A 20172-nucleotide genomic window follows, 5' to 3' on the forward strand; every position below is an offset into this window, starting at 1 on the left:
ACTTGGGGCCCGCGGTCGTTATCTCTCGTGCTTCCTCAACGGTGGCGGGTCCTCGTCATGGTGCTCTGCATGTTCTAGCCACACGCATACCGGAGCACATCTACTCATTGCGATTGTTTCATCTTTAGAAAGGACATTTCCATGGACGCTAAGTTTACCGAGCTCGTCGAGCAGCTGAACGGCCTCGATTTTAAGGGTATGTACGGCAGCGACTTCCTGCACACCTGGGATAAGACCACCGATGAGCTCAAAGCTCTCTACATCGTCGCCGACGCCCTGCGCGAGCTGCGTGAGAACAACGTCTCTCCCAAGATCTTCGACTCGGGCCTGGCCGTCTCGCTGTTCCGCGACAACTCCACCCGTACGCGCTTCTCCTTCTCTAAGGCCGCTAACCTGCTCGGCCTTGAGCTGCAGGACCTGGACGAGAAGAAGTCCCAGATCGCCCACGGCGAGACCGTCCGCGAGACCGCTACCATGATCTCCTTTATGGCCGACGTCATCGGCATCCGCGATGACATGTACATCGGCAAGGGCGACGCCTACATGGGCGAGGTCTCCGAGTCCGTCCAGCAGGCCTACGAGGACGGCGTTCTTGATCACCGTCCCACGCTCATCTCCCTGCAGTCCGATTCCGACCACCCCACGCAGTCCTCTGCCGACATGCTCTACCTCATCAACGAGTTTGGCGGTCTTGAGAACCTCAAGGGCAAGAAGGTCGCCGTCACCTGGGCCTATTCGCCTTCTTACGGCAAGCCGCTGTCCTGCCCGCAGTCGCTGATCAGCCTGCTGCCCCGTTTTGGCATGGATGTCACCCTGGCTCACCCCGAGGGCTACGACCTCATGCCCGAGGTCGTCGAGCGCGCCCGCGGCTATGCCGCCGAGTCCGGCACCACCTTTAAGCAGGCCAACACCATGGCCGAGGCCTTCGAGGGCGCCGACATCGTGATCCCCAAGAGCTGGGCTCCGTTTGCCGCCATGGAGAAGCGCACCAACCTGTACGCCGAGGGCGACGACGCCGGCATCGCTGCGCTCGAGAAGGAGCTGCTCGCCCAGAACGCTACGCATCAGGATTGGTGCTCCACGACCGAGCTCATGGAGAAGACCGCCAACGGCCAGGACACCATCTTTATGCACCCGCTGCCCGCCGACATCTCCGGTGTCTCCTGCGAGTACGGCGAGGTCAACGCCGACGTCTTCGACATGCACCGCGTGGGCATGTACAAGGAGGCCAGCTACAAGCCGTACGCCATCGCAGCCATGATGTTCCTGCAGAAGGTTGCCGATCCCGCCGCCGCCCTCAAGGCCCTCGACGAGCGCAACGCCGCCCGTTGGTTCCAGGCCTAAAGCTGGGCTGAGAAATGGCTAAGCGTATTGTTGTCGCCCTGGGCGGAAACGCCCTCGGCGCCAACCTTCCCGAGCAGATGGAGGCCGTCAAGACGACTTCCAAGGCTATTGTCGACCTGATCGAGGAGGGCAACGAGGTCGTCGTCGTGCATGGCAACGGCCCCCAGGTGGGCATGATCGCCAATGCGATGGCCGAGCTCACGCGCTCTAACCCTCAGAAGTACATTCCCTGTCCGCTGTCCGTTTGCGGTGCCATGAGCCAGGGCTACATTGGCTATGACCTGCAAAATGCCCTGCGCGAGGAAATGCTCGACCGCAACATCGACAAGGGTGTCGCCACCGTGCTCACCCAGGTCGAGGTTGCGGCAGACGACCCGGCCTTTGCCGACCCGGTCAAGCCGATCGGTCCGTGGATGAGCGAGGCCGAGGCCAAGGAGCTGGAGGCCGACCGCGGTTACCAGTTTATCCACGATGAGAAGCAGGGCTTCCGTCGCGTGGTTGCCTCGCCCAAGCCCGTGAGCATCGTCGAGCTCGACACCATTAAGTCGCTCGTTGAGTCCAACCATGTGGTGATTTCCTGCGGCGGTGGCGGCATTCCCGTCACCAAGTCCCAGGGCCACCACCTTAAGGGCGCTGCGGCCGTCATCGATAAGGACTTTGCGGCCGAGAAGCTCGCCGAGCAGCTCGATGCCGACGCCCTGATTATCCTGACGGCGGTGGAGAAGGTTGCCATTGGCTTTGGCACCGATCACGAGCAGTGGCTCGACACGCTGACCGCTGCCGATGTTAAGCGTCTGTCCGAGGCCAACGAGTTCGGTCGCGGCTCCATGCTGCCCAAGGTCCAGGCCGCCTCGACGTTTGCCGAGAGCAAGCCGGGTCGCGCGGCGCTCATCACGCTGCTCGAGAAGGCGCGCGATGGCCTTGCCGGCAAGACCGGTACCACGTTTACCGGCAACGCCGAGTAGGCATATCTGCACCATTGAGGAGGGTGTCCTGCGTCGCAGGGTGCCCTCCTTTGTGCTACAGAGAGCCGAGGGACGCTCGCTGGAAAAACGAGCGCGTGTCTGTTCCGACGGAGTGCGAGATTGGTATGGTGGGTATGGCAACTATGGCGTTCAAGGCAGCCAGGGGAGGTTTGCGGAGATGAAACTCGGTTGCGTGATTATGGCCTCGGGCGAGGGCAAGCGGTTTGGCTCTAACAAGATGCTCGCCGATATCTATGGCAAGCCGCTGATTGCCCGGACCATCGATTCGGTTCCCCGGGGCTTTGACGTCGTGGTTTCGACGCGTTGGCCCGAGGTCGCCCAGATTTGCGAGGACAAGCATTGCCCGTGCGTGCTGCACGATGCCGAGCTGCGCAGCGAAAGCGTCCGTGCGGGCCTTTCGTGGGGAGTCGAACGCAACTGGAAAGGCTGCCTCTTTTTGCCGGGCGACCAGCCGCTCGTGAGTTCGGATTCTTTTGAGGCTATGGTTCGTGCATTTGACGAGCGTGGCCGCAAGCATCCGGTGCGTCTTGCGTGCAACGGTGAGCCTTCGAGTCCGGTGCTCTTTCCGGCGGAACTGTTCGATGCACTTATGTGTCTTGAGGGCAAGGACGGCGGGGGCTCGATTCTCAAAGGCCGCGTCGACGTTGCGCTGGTCGAAGCGCACGCCTACGAGCTGTGGGACGTCGATACCGCCAAGGGACAGCGACGCATAGCGGAGCATATCGCCGCCTGCTCGTATTTTGATCGCGTGGCCAACTGCATCAATCAATAAGGAGCAATTATGATCATCATCAAAAACGGCGCGCTCGTGACGCCCCAGGGGCTTCGCCGCGCCGATCTTGCCATGGAGGGCGATAAGATCGTGCGGATCGCCGCGGCGATTGAGCCGGCCGAGGGCGACACCGTCGAGGATGCCGTGGGCTGTTGGGTGTTTCCCGGCTTTATCGACGGCCACACGCACATGCAGTGCTGGACCGGCATGGATTGGACGGCCGATAGCTTTGAGACCGGCACGCGCGCGGCTGCCTGCGGCGGCACGACGACCATTGTGGACTACGCGACGGCCGATCGCGGCGTGACCATGCCCGATGCCTTGGCCGAGTGGCATCGCCGCGCCGACGGAACCTGCACGGCCAACTACGCCTTTCATATGGCACTCGCCGAGTGGAACGAGCGCAACCGCGCCGACCTTTCGGCCATGCGCGAGGCGGGCGTATCGTCGTTCAAGACCTACTTTGCCTACGATCATCTGCGCCTGGACGATGCCGAGACGCTCGAGGTGCTCGAGGAGCTCAAGCGTATTGGCGGCATACTGTGCGTGCATTGCGAGAACGGTACGCTGGTGGACGAGCTGCAGAAGCGCGTGTTTGAGCAGGGTATCCACGGGCCCGAGGGCCATGCGCTCAGCCGTCCGGATGTGTGCGAGGCCGAGGCAGTGAGCCGTCTGCTATATCTGGCGCACCTGGCCGGCGACGCACCGGTCAACGTGGTGCACCTTTCGACCAAGCTGGGGCTCGAGGCCATCCGTGCCGCCAAGGCGCGCGGGCAGAAGAATATTTATGTCGAGACCTGCCCTCAGTATCTGATGTTCGACGATACGTGCTACTTGGAGCAGGGCGAGGACGGCTTTGCGGGTGCCAAGTATGTGATGAGCCCGCCGCTGCGCCATGCGGGTGACCGTGCGGCATTGCGCGAGGCGCTTGTGGCCGGCGAGATCGATACGATTGCGACCGACCACTGCAGCTTTAACCTACACGGGCAAAAGGACCGCGGGCGCGACGACTTTCGCGCGATTCCCAATGGCGGGCCCGGTGTGGAGCATCGTCCCGTCGCGATTGCCACGAGCTTTGAGGGGCAGTTGGGCCCCGAGGATCTGTGCCGCTTGATGAGCGAGAACCCGGCGCGCGTGTTTGGCATGTACCCGCGCAAGGGTTGTCTTACCGAGGGCTCCGATGCCGACGTGTGCGTGTGGGATCCCCAGGCGCGCTGGACGATCAGTGCCGCGACGCAGCATCAGGCCGTGGACTACACGCCGCTCGAGGGCTTTGAGGCGCATGGCCGCGCAAAGGCTGTGTTTGTGAACGGCGTGCTGGTGGCGCGCGACGGCGAGCCCACCGGAGCCCAGCCCGGCCGCTACGTCCCCCGCTAGCAGGAAGATCACCGGATTTCCCTCCGCAGTTGCGGTGGAATAGTTCCTGTTTAGCCGCCAAATAGGCCGTTTCAGGAACTATTCCACCGCAACTTATAGGCCTGCTGGGGCAGCGCCAGCTACTTGAGGCTGGTGGCGATGAGGGGGTGGCCGAGGGCTGCCTCGAAGCGATCTGCCATCGTTGGGTCGGCAAGCGCGTCGACTTGGTTGAGCATGATACGGGCATTGCTGAGGTTCAGCATCTGCAGCTCGGCATTGAGCGCCATGGCGACGCGCTCTGGGGTGGCGGTGTCGGTGGGCTCACAGCCGCAACGCTCGCAGAAGAGCTCGGGGCGGTGGACAACCTTGGCGACGGGCTTGCCGAGCCCCGAGGCGCCGACGACCCAGACAACGTTTGCCGTGGCGGCGGGAATTACCGGCTCCCAGGCGGCATGCGCCTTGAGCGGGAGTCGCTTGCTGCCATCTGCCTCGGCCAACACATAGTCAAAGCGCTGCGCCAACTCGTTGAGCGGCTCGGCGGGGGCGGAGAGCTTGCCTGTCTCCGGGTCCAAAACACCCGCCTGGCAGATGCTTCCGCGGACAAGGCCCGCGCAGGCCTCGCAGGTGCAACCAGGGACATGTGCGGCGCCCGGCTTCCAAGGCACGGCGTCCAGGCGACGGCTCGACCCGTTCCATGGCACGCCGGCAACGGGAAACATGTGCGTGGTGGTGCAGAGGAGCACGCGGCCGCCAGCGCGCATGAGCTCAAGGCCGAGCGTCTTGAGCAAGGTCGACTTGCCACCGCTGCCGATAATCGCGGTAATGCCCGTCTCGATCTTGAGCGCGGAGGCAAGGTTTCCGCCCGTCGTTTCCATCTGTTCACCGCCGTATAATACTGTGATAATAAATAATCATCAGAGTAGCGGTCGAACCGCTTTTGCTCTGCTCAAACCGTAGCACAGGGAGGTGCCCCGGGAATGCTCGTTTATGTTCGCGGCGCCGGCGATATCGCCACGGGTGTCGCTGCCCGTTTGGTGCGCGCCGGCGTGTTGGTTGTCATGGCCGATATCGCGGCCCCCACGTGTATCCGTCGCACAATCAGTTTTTGCGAGGCCATTCGCCTGGGCGAGGTCCAGGTCGAGGGCATTCGCGCTCGCTTGGCGCAGACGCCGGTAGAGGCGCTTGCGATTACCGAGGCCGGAGACGTCGCCGTTGTGGTGGACCCTCGGGCCAAGATGCTCGATGAGCTTAAACCCGCGGCCGTGGTCGACGCGATTTTGGCTAAGCGCAATTTGGGCACCACGCGCGACATGGCGCCTGCCGTCATCGCCGTGGGGCCGGGCTTTACCGCGCCGGTAGACTGCGACGCCGTGGTCGAGACCATGCGCGGGCATTTTCTCGGCCGTGTCATTACCCAAGGTTCACCCCAGCCCAACACGGGCGTGCCGGGCATGATCGCCGGCTATGGCAAGGAGCGCGTTATCCACAGCCCCGCCGTCGGCGTGTTCCGGTCCGACCGCGCGATCGGCGACATCGTGAGCGCCGGAGACGTGATTGGCTACGCGGGCGATACGCCCATGTGCACGCAGATCGATGGCTGTCTGCGCGGGCTTTTGGCGAGCGGCGTGCAGGTGACTGAGGGCTTTAAATGCGCCGATGTCGATCCGCGCGGCGATGCCAGCTATATCAACTACATTTCGGACAAGGCGACGTCGGTCGGCGGCGGCGTGCTCGAGGCACTCGCTATGCTCACCGATGTCTTTAGAGGATAGAAGGCGGCAATGGAAAAGCTCGATGTGGTGAATGCGGCGCTTGCCGCCCTGCGTGCTGGCGAGACGTGCGAGCTCGTGGTCGTGGCCGGTACGGCGGGGTCGTCACCGCGCGGTGTGGGCGCTTGGATGACTGTCTTTGCCGATGGCAGCCAGGCGGGCACTATCGGCGGCGGCAAGATTGAGCTCTTTGCGCTGGATGAGGCGCGCGAGCTCCTGAGCGCGGGACAGTCGCGTCTGGTCCGCTACACCATGGGCGGTGAGAACTCCGATACCGGCATGATCTGCGGCGGAGCCATCTGCCTGTGCTACCTGCATCTGGATGCGACCAAGGTGCCGTTGTTTCAGGAAATTGCCGATGTGCTGGCGTATCGGCGCATCGGCGATTTCGTCATCGACTGTGAGCCGTTTATCGCGAGCGCGCTCGAGGGCGATGCGGCCGAGTACCATGGCGAGGAATCGCGCCGCACCATTGCGGGCTGCCCCGGGCTATCGCTGGTGGAGGAGGGGACTAAGGTCACCTACACCAACGCGGCCTCCGAGATTCCCGCGGCGCACATCGAGACGCTCTGCCCCGAGGGCCTGACCTATATCTTTGGCTGCGGCCACGTGGGCGCCGCGACGGCGCGCGTACTCACGGCGGCGGGCTTTGCCGTTGTGGCGTGCGACGACCGCCCCGGCACGCTGACCCCCGAATGGGTGCCCGGTGTCTACGACCGTCGTCTGGTCGACTACAAGAACCTGAGCAAGCTGTGCCCCATCGGTCCGCGCGACCTGGTGGTCGTCGCCACGGCGGGCCACAAGTCCGATATCGACGTGGTGATTCAGGCCATGCGCGCCAAACCCGCCTATCTGGGCTGCCTGGGCTCGCGCCGTAAGACGGCCTTTGTGCACGCCCGCCTGGAGCAAGAGGGCTTTACGAAGGAGCAAATCGGCGAGCTGCACCTGCCGATCGGTGTCGCCATCGAGGCCGAGGACCCCGAGGAGATCGCCATCTCCATCGCTGCCGAGATGATCCACCTGCGCCGCACCAAGCTCGTCCCCCGCAAGCGCTAATGGCATCCTCGATATGAGTTGCGGTGAAATAGTTCCCAGATGGGCCCGACGGGCGGTCAGCCGGGAACTATTTCACCGCAACTGCTCTTTTGATCCCCTAGGGTTCAATATGTGCGGGGGAGTTGTGGAGTTGTGCAGGCAGACGAGGTTTTTCTGGAAATACGCGCCCAATGCGCGTATAGTACCGATTGTTTTGTCGGCTCCTGCTGCGTCGAGTCCAAACCGCGAAATGCCATGAGCGGGGCGGATGCAGCCAGGAGGCACGAGGACAACCCACCGTGGCCACGCCCCGTGCTTAAAACCCCAAGAAGGAGTGAACAATGGCAGAAGAGAAGTATGTGCCGCGTCTGAAGACCAAGTACAACAACGAGGTCAAGCAGCAGCTTCAGGAAAAGTTCCAGTACGAGAACGTCATGATGATCCCCAAGTTTGAGAAGATCGTCGTGAACATGGGTGTCGGCGAGGCCGCTACCGATTCCAAGGCCATCGACGGTGCCGTGCGCGACCTGCGCGCCATCACCGGCCAGCAGCCGATGATCACCCGCGCCCGCAAGTCCATCGCTACCTTCCGCCTGCGCGCTGGTATGCCGATCGGCTGCAAGGTTACCCTGCGTGGCGACCGTATGTGGGAGTTCTTCGATCGTCTGACCTCCGTCGCGATCCCCCGTATCCGCGACTTCCGCGGCATCTCCGCCAAGAGCTTCGACGGCCGTGGTAACTTCTCCATGGGCGTCACCGAGCAGCTCATCTTCCCCGAGATCGACTTCGACTCCGTCGATCACCAGCGTGGTATGGACATCACCTTCGTGACCACCGCCAATACCGATGAGGAGGCCAAGGCCCTTCTGGACGCCTTCGGTTTCCCGTTCAAGAAATAGGTTCACCTGCCCTAAAAGCGCCGTTTCCAAAAGGGGACGGCGTTTGGGGCGAACAATACTCTATGTGAGGAGGATATAAGTGGCTAAGACATCGATGATCGTCAAGTGCAATCGCAAGCAGAAGTTCTCTACTCGTGAGTACACGCGCTGCCAGCGCTGCGGCCGTCCGCACTCTGTGTACCGCAAGTTCGGCCTGTGCCGTGTCTGCTTCCGCGAGCTTGCACTCAAGGGCGAGCTTCCCGGCGTTAAGAAGGCCAGCTGGTAAGTCACTACCAGCGTTTCAAGCATCCGTTTGGAACAGGGAAAACGCGCTAGTTAGGCTTTGCCGTTAAGGGCGGCGAAGAACCAAGAGCACGTGTTCATCAAGAACGAAGGAGAATCTGTATGAACCTTACAGACCCGATCGCAGATATGCTTACGCGCATCCGTAACGCTAACTCTGTGAACAAGGCCACGGTCTCCATGCCGAGCAGCAAGAAGCTCGTCGAGATCGCTCGTGTTCTGCACGAGGAGGGCTACATTGAGGGCTACGATGTCGAGGACACCGTTCCCCAGAAGACTCTGCACATCACGCTTAAGTATGGTCCCAAGAAGGCTAAGATCATCAACGGCATCCGCCGCATTTCCAAGCCGGGCCTGCGTAAGTACACCGGCGTTGCCGACATGCCCCGCGTCCGCGGTGGCCTTGGTACCGCCATTATTTCCACCAGCCATGGCGTCATGACCGACCGCGATGCTCGCAAGCACAACGTCGGCGGCGAGATCATCGCTTACGTCTGGTAATTCGCTCGGTAGGTAGAAGGAAAGGAGATCACCGTGTCTCGTATCGGTAATAAGCCTGTCCAGATTCCCGCCGGAGTCGAAGTGGCAGTCAACGGCAACAATGTTGTCGTCAAGGGCCCCAAGGGCCAGCTCGAGCTCGATGTCTTTGAGAAGCTCGCTATCAACGTCGAGGACAACGTCCTCACCGTTTCCCGTCCCGACGACGAGCGTGAGACCCGTGCCCGCCACGGCCTCACCCGCGCCCTCATCCACAACATGGTTGTTGGCGTTTCCGAGGGCTTCGAGAAGAAGCTCGAGCTTGCCGGCGTCGGTTACCGCGTGCAGCAGAAGGGCAAGAACCTCGAGTTCTCCCTGGGCTTCTCGCACCCCGTGATCGTCGAGGCTCCCGAGGGCATCACCTTCGAGGTTCCCGACAACACCCACGTGAACGTCAAGGGTATCAACAAGCAGCAGGTCGGTCAGATCGCCGCCGAGATCCGCGGCCATCGTCCTCCCGAGCCTTACAAGGGCAAGGGTATCCACTACGTTGGCGAGCACATCCGCCGCAAGCTGGGTAAGGCCGCCAAGTAGTCGTAACCGGCTCACTCGCATAAGACCAGCACCCCGTCAGGTGCTGGCAAGATCAACCTTTTTAGGAGTTTACGTATGAACAAGCATAAGGCGAAGCTGGAAGGCCTCAAGCGTCGTCAGCGTCGTGTTCGCGGCAAGGTCTCGGGTACCGCCGAGCGTCCGCGTCTTCGCGTGACCCGTACTAACGCCAACATCTATGCCCAGATTATCGACGACAGCAAGGGCTCCAGCCTGACGCTCGTCTCTGCCTCGACCCTCGAGGCCGAGTTCAAGGGCACCCACACCTCGAACAAGGAGGCTGCGGAGAAGGTCGGTCAGCTCGTTGGCAAGCGCGCCATCGAGGCCGGCATCACCAAGGTCGCCTTCGATCGCGGTGGCCGTATCTACCATGGCCGCGTCAAGGCCCTCGCCGACGGTGCTCGTGCCGCCGGTCTCGAGTTCTAGGAGGTATGTAGCACATGGCTCGTAATCAGAAGCAGCAGCGCGAGGCCTCCGAGTTCGAGGAGCGCGTCGTTTACATCAACCGCGTGTCGAAGACCGTCAAGGGTGGTCGTCGCATGAGCCTCGTCGCTCTCGTCGTCGTTGGCGACGGCAAGGGCAACGTCGGCGTTGGCATGGGCAAGTCCGCTGAGGTGCCCCTGGCCATCTCCAAGGCGTCTCTCGATGCCAAGAAGAACATGTTCCACGTGCCGGTGACCGAGCAGGGCACCATCCCGCACGAGGTTCTCGGCCACTTTGGTGCCGGCCGCATCATCATCAAGCCCGCTGTCGAGGGTACCGGCGTTATCGCCGGTGGCGCCGTGCGTCCCCTCTTTGAGCTTGCTGGCATCAAGAACGTCCTGTCCAAGTCCCTCGGTACCGACAACGGCCTCAACATCATCAAGGCTGCCGTCGAGGGCCTCAAGGAGCTCTCCAGCCCTGAGGACGTCGCGGCTCGCCGTGGCCTGACGGTCTCCGAGATGTTCGTCGGTAAGGAGAACTAAGCATGGCTGACACCATCAAGATCAAGCAGGTCCGCAGCACCAACGGTTGCAAGCAGGACCAGGTCCGTACTGTCCGTGCCCTCGGTCTCCACAGGATCCGCGAGGTTCGCGAGATTGCTGACAACGAGTCCGTCCGCGGCATGATCTTCAAGGTCAAGCACCTTGTCGAGATTGTAGAGGAGTAGCAAATGCAGCTTCACGATCTTACTCCCGCGCCCGGTTCCACCAAGAACCGTAAGCGCGTCGGCCGTGGCAATTCTTCGGGTCACGGCACCACTTCTGGCCGCGGCCAGAAGGGCCAGGGTTCCCGCTCTGGCGGCACCAAGGGTGCCGGCTTCGAGGGTGGCCAGACTCCGCTGGCTATGCGCCTGCCCAAGCTTCCGGGCTTCCGCAACCCCCGTCGTATCGAGTACACCGCTGTTAACGTTGAGCGTCTCGAGCGTAAGTTCGAGGATGGCGCTGTGATCGACGGTGCCGCTCTTAAGGCCGCTCGCATCACCAAGAGCGAGTTCGAGCCCGTCAAGGTGCTCGGCAATGGTGAGCTCACCAAGAAGTTCACGGTCAAGGTCGACAAGGTCAGCGCTTCTGCGCAGGCCAAGATCGAGGCCGCCGGCGGAAAGGTCGAGCTGCCGTGCTAAATGGTCTTAAGAATGCTTTCCGCATCAAAGAATTGCGCGAAAAGATTCTTTTTACCATAGCTATGCTCGTCGTGTACCGCATTGGTGCGCACGTTCCTGTGCCCGGCATTCCCTTCCAGGGGATGCTGGGCCTTTTCTCGACCGATAACAATTCGGTCGCCGCAGGTGCTATGGCCCTCCTGAATCTTTTCTCTGGCGGCGCGTTGAGCTATGTGTCGGTGTTTTCGCTGGGCATCATGCCTTACATCACCAGCTCGATCATCCTCCAGATGCTCCAGGCCGTCGTGCCTTCCCTGCATGAGCTTGCCCGCGAGGGCGAGGTCGGTCAGACCAAGATTACGCAGTATTCGCGTTACCTCACCTTGGCTCTGGCAATCCTCAACTCCGTGGGTTACCTCTTCCTCTTTAAGAGCTTCGGCATCAGCTTTAATGGCGCCGGCGCTCCCGAGATCATCTTCGACCTCATGGTCGTCGGCACGCTCACTGCGGGCGCCATGCTGATCATGTGGATTGGTGAGCTCATCACCCAGCGCGGTATCGGCAATGGCATGTCGCTGATCATCTTTGCGAACATCATGGCCGGTCTGCCGCAGGCTATCTTCTCCAGCACCGAGGGCAATGCCGGTGGCATCATCACCATGGTGATCATCTGCGCCATCATCCTGCTGGTTATCCCGCTGATCGTTTTCCTTGAGCGCGGCCAGCGCCGCATCCCGGTCTCCTACGCTAAGCGCGTCGTGGGCCGTCGCATGATGGGTGGCCAGACCACCTACCTGCCCATCAAGGTCAACACCGCGGGTGTCGTGCCGATCATCTTCGCTTCGGCGCTGCTGTACTTCCCGGCTCAGATTGCCGTGTTCTTCCCCGGCATCGGCTGGATTCAGGCAGTTGCCTCCGCGCTTTCGACCGGTTGGCTCAACTGGGTGCTTAACGTTGTCCTCATCGTGTTCTTCGCGTACTTCTACACCTCCATGGTGTTCAACCCCGATGACACGGCCGATAACCTTAAGAAGCAGGGCGGCTTTATTCCGGGCGTGCGTCCGGGTAGGGCTACCGCGGCCTACATCAAGAACGCGCTCAACAAGATCACGCTTCCCAGCGCTGTCTTTTTGGCGCTCATCGCCATCGTGCCTTCGATCATCTTCTCCTTCACGGGTAACCATCTGATCCAGGCATTTGGCGGCACGTCCATCCTCATCATGGTCGGCGTCGTGCTCGACACGGTCGATAAGCTCGAAGGCCAGATCAAGATGTATGATTACGATGGATTCTTTAAATAGGCTAGAGGAGGATTGCTCATGAACCTCGTATTGCTCGGAGCTCCGGGTGCCGGTAAGGGCACCGTCGCACAGGAGCTCGTCGCCGAGTTTGGCGTCGCCCACATTTCCACGGGCGACCTGCTGCGTGCTGCCGTCAAGGGTGGCACCGAGCTTGGTATTCAGGCTAAGAAGTACATGGACGCTGGCGAGCTCGTTCCCGATCAGCTCGTGATCGACCTTGTCAAGGAGCGCCTTGCCGCCGATGACGCCCAGCAGGGCTTCATCCTCGACGGCTTCCCGCGCAACACCGCCCAGGCTGTGACGCTCGATTCCGAGCTCTCCGCCATGGGTCGCGAGATCGACTGTGCCCTTCTGGTCGATGTGGCCCCCGAGGTCATTATCGATCGTCTGTCTTCGCGTCGCACCTGCCGCGCATGCGGTTACACCGGCACCGCTGCCGATGCTACCTGCCCCAAGTGTGGCGGCGAGATGTATCAGCGCGACGACGACAAGCCCGAGACCATCAAGAACCGTCTCGACGTCTACGAGAAGTCCACGAGCCCGCTCGTCGACTACTATCGTGGCCAGGGTCTGCTCAAGTCGGTCAACGGTGACCAGGCTCGCGAGACCGTGTACGGGGATGTCAAAGAGGCTCTCGGTCTATGATCAAGATTAAGTCTGCAACGCAAATCGAGCAGATGAAGAAGGCAGGAGCGCTATCTAAGATGGCGCTCCGCCACGTTGGAGCCATGGTGCGCCCTGGCGTTTCCACCTTTGAGCTCGATCAGCTCGCTGAGCAGATTATCCGCATGCATGGCGGCACCCCGGCCTTTAAGGGTTACGGCGGGTTCCCGGGGACCATTTGCGCATCGATCAACGATGCCGTGGTCCACGGTATTCCCAACCCCGACATGATCCTGCGCGATGGCGATATCATCTCCATCGATACGGGAGCCGTTGTCGACGGTTGGGTCGGCGATAACGCTTGGACGTTTTTCGTCGGCACCCCCACGCCCGAAGCCAAGGCTTTGTGCGAGGTCACGCGCGATTGCCTTAAGGCTGCCATCGAGCAGGCTGTTCCCGGTAACCATATCGGGGACGTCGGTTATGCCGTTCAGTCCCTCGCCGAGTCTCACGGTTACGGCGTGCTTCGTGATTATGTTGGCCATGGCATTGGCCGCGTGATGCACGAGGACCCCAACGTTCCTAACTATGGAAAGAAGGGGAGGGGCGTTCGCCTCCAGGCCGGCATGGTCATTGCCATCGAGCCGATGGTTACGATGGGTTCCAACCATGTGAGCACGGGCTCCGACGGTTGGATTGTTACGACCAACGACCACCTGCCCGCCGCGCACTACGAGAACACCGTCGCCATTACCAATGACGGTCCGGTGATTCTCACCACGGATGCCCAAGGTGCTTGGTGTTCCTTGCAAGGCGGTGAAATGTAAAAGTCGCCGCCCCCTGATGCCCAACCTCGCCTTTCAATTTCGAAGGCATGACCCCAAGGTCTATGCCTTCTCATTTCAAGGCGATCTTGGGCATCAGGGAACGGCTTTGTTTTACATTTCAAATGTAACAAGTTCCACTTAGTTGTGGAGCCATTACGAAGTTATTACGATGCGTGCATACGTGTTGTAGAATACTCAATCGCTGTCGTTTTCTAGAGAAAGATGATTGCTTGTGAAGAAGGAAGACGCAATTGAGCTCGAGGGTACGGTAAAGGAACCGCTGCCCAATGCCATGTTTAAGGTCGAGCTCGAGAACGGTCATTCGGTTCTGTGCAACATTTCTGGCAAGATCCGAATGAATTACATCCGTATTCTCCCCGGTGACAGGGTTGTCGTGGAGCTTTCCCCGTACGACCTGACCCGCGGCCGCATCACCTATCGCTACAAATAGCGGCACGCATACACGCACTCCATTTCCGACTGCAGGCTTAGCTCAACCTACGGTCGGATTGTGTGTGAAGACCAGCCATAGTTTTAAACGCCTGCGGCTGGGCGAGTAGATAGTAGGGAAGTAGTTTGAGCGCTACCGAAAGGAAGAACGATGAAGGTACGTCCTTCGGTCAAGAAGATGTGCGATAAGTGCAAAATCATTAGGCGCCATGGCAAGGTCCTCGTCATTTGCGAGAACCCCCGTCATAAGCAGCGTCAGGGTTAAGAGAGGAGACTACGTTGGCCCGTATTAATGGTGTCGACCTCCCGCGTGAGAAGCGCGTTGAGATCGGTCTGACCTACATTTACGGCATCGGCCGCACCACTGCGACGAAGATTTGCGTCGAGTGCAACGTTAACGTGGATACGCGCGTTAAGGACCTCACCGAGGATGAGGTTAACGCCATCCGCGATTATATCGATAAGAACCAGATCATGGTTGAGGGCGACCTCCGCCGTGAGCGCAACCAGAACGTCAAGCGCCTTATGGACATCGGCTGCAACCGCGGCCTTCGTCACCGCAAGGGCCTCCCGGTCCGCGGCCAGCGCACCCACACTAACGCTCGTACCCGCAAGGGCCCGAAGCGTCAGATCGGTGCTAAGAAGAAGAAATAAGGAGCGCTAGATAGATGGCTACTGCTAAGAAGAACGTTCGCGCTGCCCGTCTGAAGCGCGCGGACCGTAAGAACATTTCCGTGGGCCAGGCTCACATTCGTTCTACGTTCAACAACACGATCGTTTCGATCACCGATCCCCAGGGCAACGTCATTTCCTGGAAGTCGGCTGGCCAGGTGGGCTTCAAGGGCTCCCGTAAGTCCACGCCGTTCGCTGCCCAGATGGCTGCCGAGGCTGCTGCCAAGCAGGCCATGGAGCACGGTATGAAGAAGGTTTCCGTCTTCGTCAAGGGCCCCGGCTCCGGTCGTGAGACCGCCATCCGCTCCCTCCAGGCTGCTGGCCTCGAGGTCTCGAGCATCCAGGACAAGACCCCCATTCCGCACAACGGCTGCCGCCCCAAGAAGCGTCGCCGCGTGTAACTGAAAGGATCGTATCAATATGGCAATCGACAGGACTCCTGTTCTTAAGCGCTGCCGTCAGCTCGGGATCGATCCCGCTGAGCTCGGTTACAGCAGCAAGAAGGAATCTATCCGTCAGCCCAAGCGCCGTCGCAAGGAATCTGAGTACGGCATGCAGCTGCGCGAGAAGCAGAAGGTCAAGTTCATCTATGGCGTTCTGGAGAAGCAGTTCCACGGCTACTTCAACAAGGCCCGTAAGATGAACGGCGTCACCGGTGAGAACCTCATGATTATTCTTGAGTCTCGCCTCGACAACGTCGTCTTCCGTCTTGGCTTCGCCCGCACCCGCAAAGAGGCTCGTCAGTCCGTCCGTCACGGTCACTTCACCGTGAACGGCAAGCGCGTGGACATCCCGTCCTACCGCGTCAAGGCCGGCGACGTCGTCGCTGTCGGCGAGAAGTTCCGTGACCTTCTCCCCATCAAGGAGGCTCTGATTTCCTCCGAGCGCTTTGAGGTCCCTGGCTGGCTCGAGGTCGATATCGAGAAGCTGTCTGGTAACGTGCTCGCTCTGCCGACGCGTGAGCAGATCAGCGGTGATATCAACGAGCAGCTCATCGTCGAGCTCTACTCTAAGTAGTCCATCCGGGCTGCTGAGGCTGGAGGTAATACATGTCAGAATTCATTAGGCCTCAGGTTCAGGTCGAAGAGATCAACGAGACGTCTGCTCGTGTCTCCGTCGAGCCGCTCGAGCGTGGCTACGGCGATACGCTGGGTAACTCCCTTCGTCGCGTTCTTCTGTCCTCGCTCGAGGGTGCCGCCGTCGAGGCTATTCAGATCGATGGCGCGCAGCACGAGTTCATGACCATCCCTAACATGGTCGAGGATGTCACCGACATCGTCCTGAATGTCAAGGGTCTTGTCTTCAGGGCTCTCGGCACGACCGACGAGGCGACCGCCACCATCTCGGTTGACGGCCCGTGCGAGGTCACCGGTGCGGACTTCTTTATTCCGTCCGAGTTTGAGCTGGTCAACCCCGAGCAGCACATTGCTACGCTCACCGAGGGTGGCCATCTCACCATGAGCATGCGCATCGGCTATGGCCGCGGCTATGTTTCTGGCGAGGCCAACAAGCGCGACAACGATCCCATCGGTGTGATCCACGTCGACTCGCTGTACTCGCCGGTTTCCCGTTGCGCCAAGCTCGTTGAGGCTTGCCGTGTCGGTCAGCACACCGACTACGACCGCCTTGTCCTCGAGATCGAGACCAACGGCTCCATCGCCCCGCGCGACGCCGTGGTCCAGGCTGCCAATATCATCAACCAGCATATGGCCGCCTTTATGAACCTTGCCGAGACCCCCGAGGTCGAGGAGGAGGCTTCGATCTTCGCTCCCGAGGTCACCAACGACAACGCCGAGCTGGACAAGCAGATCGAGGATCTGGACCTTTCCGTCCGTTCCTACAACTGCCTTAAGCGCGCCAGCATTCACTCGGTCCGTCAGCTCGTTGAGTTCTCGGAGAACGATCTGCTCAACATCCGTAACTTCGGTGTTAAGTCGATCGAGGAAGTGAAGGACAAGCTTGAGTCCATGGGCCTGAGCCTGAAGGCTTAATGCTTCGCATATTTGAGGAGAAACTAGACCATGCGTCACAACGTTAAGAAGGGCCTGAAGCTCGGCACCGATGCGAGCCACACCAAGGCCATGAAGAAGAGCCTTGCTAAGGCCCTCTTCGAGAACGACCGCATCAAGACCACCGAGACCCGCGCTAAGGCGCTGCGTTCGGTCGTCGATCCGATCATCACTTGGGCCAAGAAGGGCGACCTGCACTCTCGTCGTCTGGCTATCGCCAAGCTCGGCGATAAGCAGCTCGTTGCCGAGATCTTCGACAAGGCTGCCCAGGGTATGTGGCAGGACCGCAACGGCGGTTACACCCGCATCATGAAGCTCGGTAACCGTAAGGGCGACAATGCTCCCATCGTTATCATGGAGCTCGTCACCGAGCCTTGCACGCCTAAGGCCAAGAAGGCTGCTCCGGCCCCCAAGAAGGCCGCTGCTCCCAAGAAGGTCGAGGCTGCCGAGGAGGCTCCTGCTGAGGAGACCGCTGAGTAGACAATCCGTCTGCATAGGCTATATTCGAGGGGTACGTTCGCGTACCCCTCTTTTTTTGTCGAAATGCCATTGCCTGTTTGTTGGGAGCGCCCATGACCGCGCCGTCTGATTTCAATTCGATTCCCGAGCTCGACGCCACGCTCGTTTTCCGCGTGGCCTACGATGGCTCGTCCTATAGCGGCTTTGCCGAGCAGCCTGGCCAGACGACGGTTGCGGGTGAGCTACGTCGAGCTATTGAGACGCTCCTGCGCCGTCCGATCGACCTGACGTGTGCGGGACGTACCGATGCCGGCGTGCATGCGGTGGCACAGTTTATCAGCGTGCCCGTAACGGACGCTGAGTTGGCTTTGACGCGCCGTAGGTGGCTGAGGGCTATGGATGCCCTCCTGCCCAAAGATATCGCCATAAACGAGGTCTACAAGGCCCGTAGGGGCTTTTCTGCCCGCTTTGACGCGCGGTCCCGTACGTATACGTACCGTATTGCCGATCGCGATGCGCGCCCCGTGCTCTCGCGCGGTGCGGTGTGGTGGCATCGCTATCCCCTCGACGTCGATGCGATGGCGGCCGCCTGCCCTGCGCTTTTGGGCGAGCAGGACTTTAAGAGCTTTTGCAAGGTTGCCTCGGCCGTTGGCAAGCCCACGCATCGCTGCGTGATGCGTGCCGAGTTTGGCCATGAGGTTGCGTTTGGCGAGGACATCCTGACGTTTACCATCGAGGGCAATGCGTTTTTGCATTCGATGGTCCGCACGATCGTGGGCACGCTTGTCGAGATTGGCATGCATCGCCGTGAACCCGAGTGGATGCGCGAGGTCATCGATGCTTGCGACCGTACCGCTGCGGGCCCCACGGCTCCTGCCTGCGGCCTTACGTTTATGGGCGTGGATTACGATCCCGCCGAGCTTGTCGTGCTCGACTAGGGGAGGGCTCGACGCGTCGTGCGTCGACACCTGTCATCTGTGGGCTGCGCGTGTGCAACATCTGTTCTTGACGTGCAATACAACTGGTGTCTCATTGCTTTTATTGCCGGGGTGTACCATGAACCACGGTTTGATTCATTGCTGTCGAGAGGACGGATAACTTGGTTCGACGTGGCTCGCATCCGCGACTTTCGGTGATCCTTGTGGTAGAAGGTTCGCCCAGCTATGCGATGCGTGCGCTCGAGAGTATCCAGAACCAAGACCTCTACGATTTGCAGATTGTCGTTGTCTGCCGCGATGCTGCGCCCGGTGTGCGCCATTCGCTTCAAGTTGCCGCCGACAGGGACATCCATATTGATTTGATTGACGTCGAGGACGCGAAGCGCGGCGCTTGTCTTCGTGCCGGTTTTGCTGCCTCGCGCGGCTCTCAAATCATCGCCATGAACGCCGATGAGTGGTTTGCTCCGCAGTCTCTTTCCAAGATGGTCGATATCGCGTGCGATACTGCGGCAGACATAGTGCTCCCCACGGTGTCGCTCGACCGCTATGATGCACATCGAGAGCGCCATTCGCGCGTCTTGGATGCTGCTCATATTTCCATTGATAGCAAATCTTCGATGGTGGCCGGGCTGCCTCAGTTGATTTTAGGCGGCCTAGTCGCTCAGACCTCTGGCGTGATGTACAGCCGCTCGCTGTTTGAGGCATGCCTTTTGTGCGACAAGGTGTTTCGCACAGTTGGGTTTATGGCATGCGCGCTTTCGCAGGCACGATGCGTGTCCGGCTGCGGCGATGCTTGTTTCCACGCGGCGGCACCTAAGCTTACAGATGCCTTTGATCCCACCATGTATGCCAAGGTATCCGATGACACCCGAGCGCTCGACGAGCTTGCTGACTCACTCTCGGAAGCAGATAGCGGTGGTCGGCTCAAGCTGGCAAGCCAAAAGTTCTACTTTGCCGGACTGGTCGCCTGCATCGAGAATTTGTGTCTGAGCCCGCATGGGGTGTCGTCAATCGAGCGTTCCGCCCGCATGCGTGATATGCTCGAGGCACCTCGAACCCGTCAGATGGTCGCCGCGCTCAAGGACAACCATCGGGGACTCGGTCTGTTGTTTGGACCGATCGCCAGCGCCAAGCCCGCGCGCTGCGTGATGTGTACGCATCTGGCAGCTTTTCTTAACCGGACGGGCGCAAAAACCGCCTAAACGGCTCATTTCGAAACAAACTTGCATAGAATTGTTTCGAAATGCGTTCTTATACACAAAAGCATTCAAATAGCGTTAAACTATTCAATCACTGATTGATTGTCTCCACCATCTTTTGGAGAGAGGGTTTGTATGGCTAAAAAACGCAATGGGCGCCAGGATGCCATTAGAGATATTGTGCGCAATAAGGACGTCCGCACGCAGCGTGTGCTGGTCGATGAGCTCCGCGCCATGGGCTTTGATTGCACGCAGGCGACTGTCTCTCGCGATATTGCCGACATGGGGCTGCGTAAGCTCCCTGAGGGCATCTATGTTCTGGCAGAGGACCTGCACTTGCAGCGTATGGTTTCCGAGCTCGTTACGGGCGTTCTGCGTACCGATAATCTGGTTATGATCAAGGCTCAGCCTGGCACGGCTTCCGGCATCGCCGCCGCCGTTGATGCGGCAGAGTTGCCCGATGTGCTTGGCTCGCTTGCCGGCAACGATACGATTTTGGTCATTGCCCAGACGGCCGAGGACGGCGAGCGTCTTGAGGCGCTGATCAATAAGCTGAGCAATTCTCGCAAGTAGGCGTGCGGGTCGTGCGCTCGGCACTGT

The 20172-nt window shown here is 60.3% G+C and carries 28 protein-coding genes; 27 read left to right on the forward strand and 1 reads right to left on the reverse strand.

Annotated features, from left to right (window positions below; translation table 11 throughout):
- The first annotated feature begins 141 nt into the window (after window positions 1–141).
- The 4 genes from ygeW (at window position 142) to hydA (ending at window position 4479) form a co-directional block, all read left to right on the forward strand.
- Entirely contained in the window at window positions 142–1344 is a 1203-nt protein-coding gene (gene ygeW, locus PMW67_RS04905) for a knotted carbamoyltransferase YgeW (RefSeq protein ID WP_271738895.1), read from the forward strand.
- 14 nt (window positions 1345–1358) lie between these two features.
- The gene (gene arcC, locus PMW67_RS04910) at window positions 1359–2309 is read left to right on the forward strand and encodes a carbamate kinase (RefSeq protein WP_156600467.1); all 951 of its coding nucleotides are present in this window, start codon (window positions 1359–1361) and stop codon (window positions 2307–2309) included.
- Window positions 2310–2487: 178 nt separating this feature from the next.
- Entirely contained in the window at window positions 2488–3102 is a 615-nt protein-coding gene (locus tag PMW67_RS04915) for a nucleotidyltransferase family protein (RefSeq protein WP_271738897.1), read from the forward strand.
- A gap of 9 nt (window positions 3103–3111) precedes the next feature.
- Entirely contained in the window at window positions 3112–4479 is a 1368-nt protein-coding gene (hydA, locus tag PMW67_RS04920; protein WP_271738899.1) for a dihydropyrimidinase, read from the forward strand.
- Window positions 4480–4598: 119 nt separating this feature from the next.
- Here the strand turns inward: hydA and yqeC are convergent, their stop codons facing one another.
- On the reverse strand, window positions 4599–5333 hold the full coding sequence (gene yqeC / locus PMW67_RS04925) for a selenium cofactor biosynthesis protein YqeC (RefSeq protein WP_271738901.1): 735 nt from the start codon (window positions 5331–5333) through the stop codon (window positions 4599–4601).
- Between the two features lie 102 nt (window positions 5334–5435).
- Here yqeC and yqeB point away from each other — a divergent pair, with 102 nt between their 5' ends.
- The 23 genes from yqeB to PMW67_RS05040 all read left to right on the forward strand — a co-directional run bounded on the left by yqeB (window position 5436) and on the right by PMW67_RS05040 (window position 20145).
- A complete protein-coding gene (gene yqeB, locus PMW67_RS04930) occupies window positions 5436–6230 on the forward strand; it encodes a selenium-dependent molybdenum cofactor biosynthesis protein YqeB (RefSeq protein ID WP_271738902.1) in 795 nt (264 codons plus the stop codon).
- Between the two features lie 9 nt (window positions 6231–6239).
- Window positions 6240–7283, forward strand: a complete 1044-nt coding sequence (locus PMW67_RS04935; RefSeq protein WP_271738903.1) for an XdhC family protein — start codon at window positions 6240–6242, stop codon at window positions 7281–7283.
- 320 nt (window positions 7284–7603) lie between these two features.
- Window positions 7604–8161, forward strand: coding sequence for a 50S ribosomal protein L5 (gene rplE / locus PMW67_RS04940; RefSeq protein ID WP_152073525.1), 558 nt, complete (start codon window positions 7604–7606; stop codon window positions 8159–8161).
- A gap of 79 nt (window positions 8162–8240) precedes the next feature.
- Window positions 8241–8426, forward strand: a complete 186-nt coding sequence (locus tag PMW67_RS04945; RefSeq protein ID WP_022094280.1) for a type Z 30S ribosomal protein S14 — start codon at window positions 8241–8243, stop codon at window positions 8424–8426.
- Between the two features lie 119 nt (window positions 8427–8545).
- A complete protein-coding gene (gene rpsH, locus PMW67_RS04950) occupies window positions 8546–8944 on the forward strand; it encodes a 30S ribosomal protein S8 (protein ID WP_152073526.1) in 399 nt (132 codons plus the stop codon).
- Window positions 8945–8977: 33 nt separating this feature from the next.
- On the forward strand, window positions 8978–9514 hold the full coding sequence (gene rplF / locus PMW67_RS04955) for a 50S ribosomal protein L6 (protein ID WP_006235263.1): 537 nt from the start codon (window positions 8978–8980) through the stop codon (window positions 9512–9514).
- Window positions 9515–9589: 75 nt separating this feature from the next.
- The gene (rplR, locus tag PMW67_RS04960) at window positions 9590–9958 is read left to right on the forward strand and encodes a 50S ribosomal protein L18 (protein WP_055252235.1); all 369 of its coding nucleotides are present in this window, start codon (window positions 9590–9592) and stop codon (window positions 9956–9958) included.
- A 14-nt stretch (window positions 9959–9972) separates the two neighbouring features.
- The gene (rpsE, locus tag PMW67_RS04965) at window positions 9973–10497 is read left to right on the forward strand and encodes a 30S ribosomal protein S5 (RefSeq protein ID WP_055252236.1); all 525 of its coding nucleotides are present in this window, start codon (window positions 9973–9975) and stop codon (window positions 10495–10497) included.
- A 2-nt stretch (window positions 10498–10499) separates the two neighbouring features.
- Window positions 10500–10682, forward strand: a complete 183-nt coding sequence (gene rpmD / locus PMW67_RS04970) for a 50S ribosomal protein L30 (RefSeq protein ID WP_006235266.1) — start codon at window positions 10500–10502, stop codon at window positions 10680–10682.
- Window positions 10683–10685: 3 nt separating this feature from the next.
- Entirely contained in the window at window positions 10686–11135 is a 450-nt protein-coding gene (rplO, locus tag PMW67_RS04975; protein WP_006235267.1) for a 50S ribosomal protein L15, read from the forward strand.
- Complete coding sequence (gene secY / locus PMW67_RS04980) at window positions 11129–12415, forward strand: preprotein translocase subunit SecY (RefSeq protein ID WP_089573561.1); 1287 nt, start codon at window positions 11129–11131, stop codon at window positions 12413–12415. The genes rplO and secY overlap by 7 nt, the downstream gene beginning before the upstream one ends.
- 18 nt (window positions 12416–12433) lie before the next feature.
- Window positions 12434–13060, forward strand: a complete 627-nt coding sequence (locus tag PMW67_RS04985) for an adenylate kinase (protein WP_006235269.1) — start codon at window positions 12434–12436, stop codon at window positions 13058–13060.
- Window positions 13057–13845, forward strand: coding sequence for a type I methionyl aminopeptidase (map, locus tag PMW67_RS04990; protein ID WP_006235270.1), 789 nt, complete (start codon window positions 13057–13059; stop codon window positions 13843–13845). Before PMW67_RS04985 ends, map begins: the two co-directional genes overlap by 4 nt.
- Window positions 13846–14077: 232 nt before the next feature.
- Complete coding sequence (gene infA / locus PMW67_RS04995) at window positions 14078–14296, forward strand: translation initiation factor IF-1 (RefSeq protein ID WP_035137443.1); 219 nt, start codon at window positions 14078–14080, stop codon at window positions 14294–14296.
- Between the two features lie 150 nt (window positions 14297–14446).
- On the forward strand, window positions 14447–14560 hold the full coding sequence (gene rpmJ / locus PMW67_RS05000) for a 50S ribosomal protein L36 (protein WP_006363204.1): 114 nt from the start codon (window positions 14447–14449) through the stop codon (window positions 14558–14560).
- Window positions 14561–14574: 14 nt separating this feature from the next.
- On the forward strand, window positions 14575–14949 hold the full coding sequence (rpsM, locus tag PMW67_RS05005; protein ID WP_022094275.1) for a 30S ribosomal protein S13: 375 nt from the start codon (window positions 14575–14577) through the stop codon (window positions 14947–14949).
- 14 nt (window positions 14950–14963) lie between these two features.
- A complete protein-coding gene (gene rpsK, locus PMW67_RS05010; RefSeq protein WP_006235274.1) occupies window positions 14964–15368 on the forward strand; it encodes a 30S ribosomal protein S11 in 405 nt (134 codons plus the stop codon).
- A 19-nt stretch (window positions 15369–15387) separates the two neighbouring features.
- Window positions 15388–15984: a 30S ribosomal protein S4 gene (gene rpsD, locus PMW67_RS05015; RefSeq protein WP_006235275.1), complete on the forward strand. Its 597-nt coding sequence runs from the start codon at window positions 15388–15390 to the stop codon at window positions 15982–15984.
- A 32-nt stretch (window positions 15985–16016) separates the two neighbouring features.
- Window positions 16017–16958 (forward strand): DNA-directed RNA polymerase subunit alpha, encoded by a 942-nt coding sequence (locus PMW67_RS05020; RefSeq protein ID WP_006235276.1) that lies wholly within the window; start codon window positions 16017–16019, stop codon window positions 16956–16958.
- A 30-nt stretch (window positions 16959–16988) separates the two neighbouring features.
- On the forward strand, window positions 16989–17456 hold the full coding sequence (gene rplQ / locus PMW67_RS05025; RefSeq protein WP_055287451.1) for a 50S ribosomal protein L17: 468 nt from the start codon (window positions 16989–16991) through the stop codon (window positions 17454–17456).
- Between the two features lie 92 nt (window positions 17457–17548).
- The gene (truA, locus tag PMW67_RS05030; RefSeq protein ID WP_271738906.1) at window positions 17549–18373 is read left to right on the forward strand and encodes a tRNA pseudouridine(38-40) synthase TruA; all 825 of its coding nucleotides are present in this window, start codon (window positions 17549–17551) and stop codon (window positions 18371–18373) included.
- A gap of 161 nt (window positions 18374–18534) precedes the next feature.
- Complete coding sequence (locus PMW67_RS05035) at window positions 18535–19575, forward strand: glycosyltransferase family 2 protein (RefSeq protein WP_271738907.1); 1041 nt, start codon at window positions 18535–18537, stop codon at window positions 19573–19575.
- Window positions 19576–19707: 132 nt separating this feature from the next.
- A complete protein-coding gene (locus PMW67_RS05040; RefSeq protein ID WP_006235280.1) occupies window positions 19708–20145 on the forward strand; it encodes an arginine repressor in 438 nt (145 codons plus the stop codon).
- Window positions 20146–20172 lie beyond the last annotated feature (27 nt).

It is taken from the genome of Collinsella aerofaciens (genome assembly GCF_028209395.1).
Lineage (GTDB): Bacteria > Actinomycetota > Coriobacteriia > Coriobacteriales > Coriobacteriaceae > Collinsella > Collinsella aerofaciens_AZ.

Coding starts and splice junctions, on each gene's coding strand:
- ygeW (WP_271738895.1), top strand. CDS start 142: ATGGACGCTAAGTTTACCGAGCTCGTCGAGCAGCTGAACGGCCTCGAT.
- arcC (WP_156600467.1), top strand. CDS start 1,359: ATGGCTAAGCGTATTGTTGTCGCCCTGGGCGGAAACGCCCTCGGCGCC.
- PMW67_RS04915 (WP_271738897.1), top strand. CDS start 2,488: ATGAAACTCGGTTGCGTGATTATGGCCTCGGGCGAGGGCAAGCGGTTT.
- hydA (WP_271738899.1), top strand. CDS start 3,112: ATGATCATCATCAAAAACGGCGCGCTCGTGACGCCCCAGGGGCTTCGC.
- yqeC (WP_271738901.1), bottom strand. CDS start 5,333: ATGGAAACGACGGGCGGAAACCTTGCCTCCGCGCTCAAGATCGAGACG.
- yqeB (WP_271738902.1), top strand. CDS start 5,436: ATGCTCGTTTATGTTCGCGGCGCCGGCGATATCGCCACGGGTGTCGCT.
- PMW67_RS04935 (WP_271738903.1), top strand. CDS start 6,240: ATGGAAAAGCTCGATGTGGTGAATGCGGCGCTTGCCGCCCTGCGTGCT.
- rplE (WP_152073525.1), top strand. CDS start 7,604: ATGGCAGAAGAGAAGTATGTGCCGCGTCTGAAGACCAAGTACAACAAC.
- rpsH (WP_152073526.1), top strand. CDS start 8,546: ATGAACCTTACAGACCCGATCGCAGATATGCTTACGCGCATCCGTAAC.
- rplR (WP_055252235.1), top strand. CDS start 9,590: ATGAACAAGCATAAGGCGAAGCTGGAAGGCCTCAAGCGTCGTCAGCGT.
- rpsE (WP_055252236.1), top strand. CDS start 9,973: ATGGCTCGTAATCAGAAGCAGCAGCGCGAGGCCTCCGAGTTCGAGGAG.
- rpmD (WP_006235266.1), top strand. CDS start 10,500: ATGGCTGACACCATCAAGATCAAGCAGGTCCGCAGCACCAACGGTTGC.
- rplO (WP_006235267.1), top strand. CDS start 10,686: ATGCAGCTTCACGATCTTACTCCCGCGCCCGGTTCCACCAAGAACCGT.
- PMW67_RS04985 (WP_006235269.1), top strand. CDS start 12,434: ATGAACCTCGTATTGCTCGGAGCTCCGGGTGCCGGTAAGGGCACCGTC.
- map (WP_006235270.1), top strand. CDS start 13,057: ATGATCAAGATTAAGTCTGCAACGCAAATCGAGCAGATGAAGAAGGCA.
- rpmJ (WP_006363204.1), top strand. CDS start 14,447: ATGAAGGTACGTCCTTCGGTCAAGAAGATGTGCGATAAGTGCAAAATC.
- rpsK (WP_006235274.1), top strand. CDS start 14,964: ATGGCTACTGCTAAGAAGAACGTTCGCGCTGCCCGTCTGAAGCGCGCG.
- rpsD (WP_006235275.1), top strand. CDS start 15,388: ATGGCAATCGACAGGACTCCTGTTCTTAAGCGCTGCCGTCAGCTCGGG.
- PMW67_RS05020 (WP_006235276.1), top strand. CDS start 16,017: ATGTCAGAATTCATTAGGCCTCAGGTTCAGGTCGAAGAGATCAACGAG.
- rplQ (WP_055287451.1), top strand. CDS start 16,989: ATGCGTCACAACGTTAAGAAGGGCCTGAAGCTCGGCACCGATGCGAGC.
- truA (WP_271738906.1), top strand. CDS start 17,549: ATGACCGCGCCGTCTGATTTCAATTCGATTCCCGAGCTCGACGCCACG.
- PMW67_RS05040 (WP_006235280.1), top strand. CDS start 19,708: ATGGCTAAAAAACGCAATGGGCGCCAGGATGCCATTAGAGATATTGTG.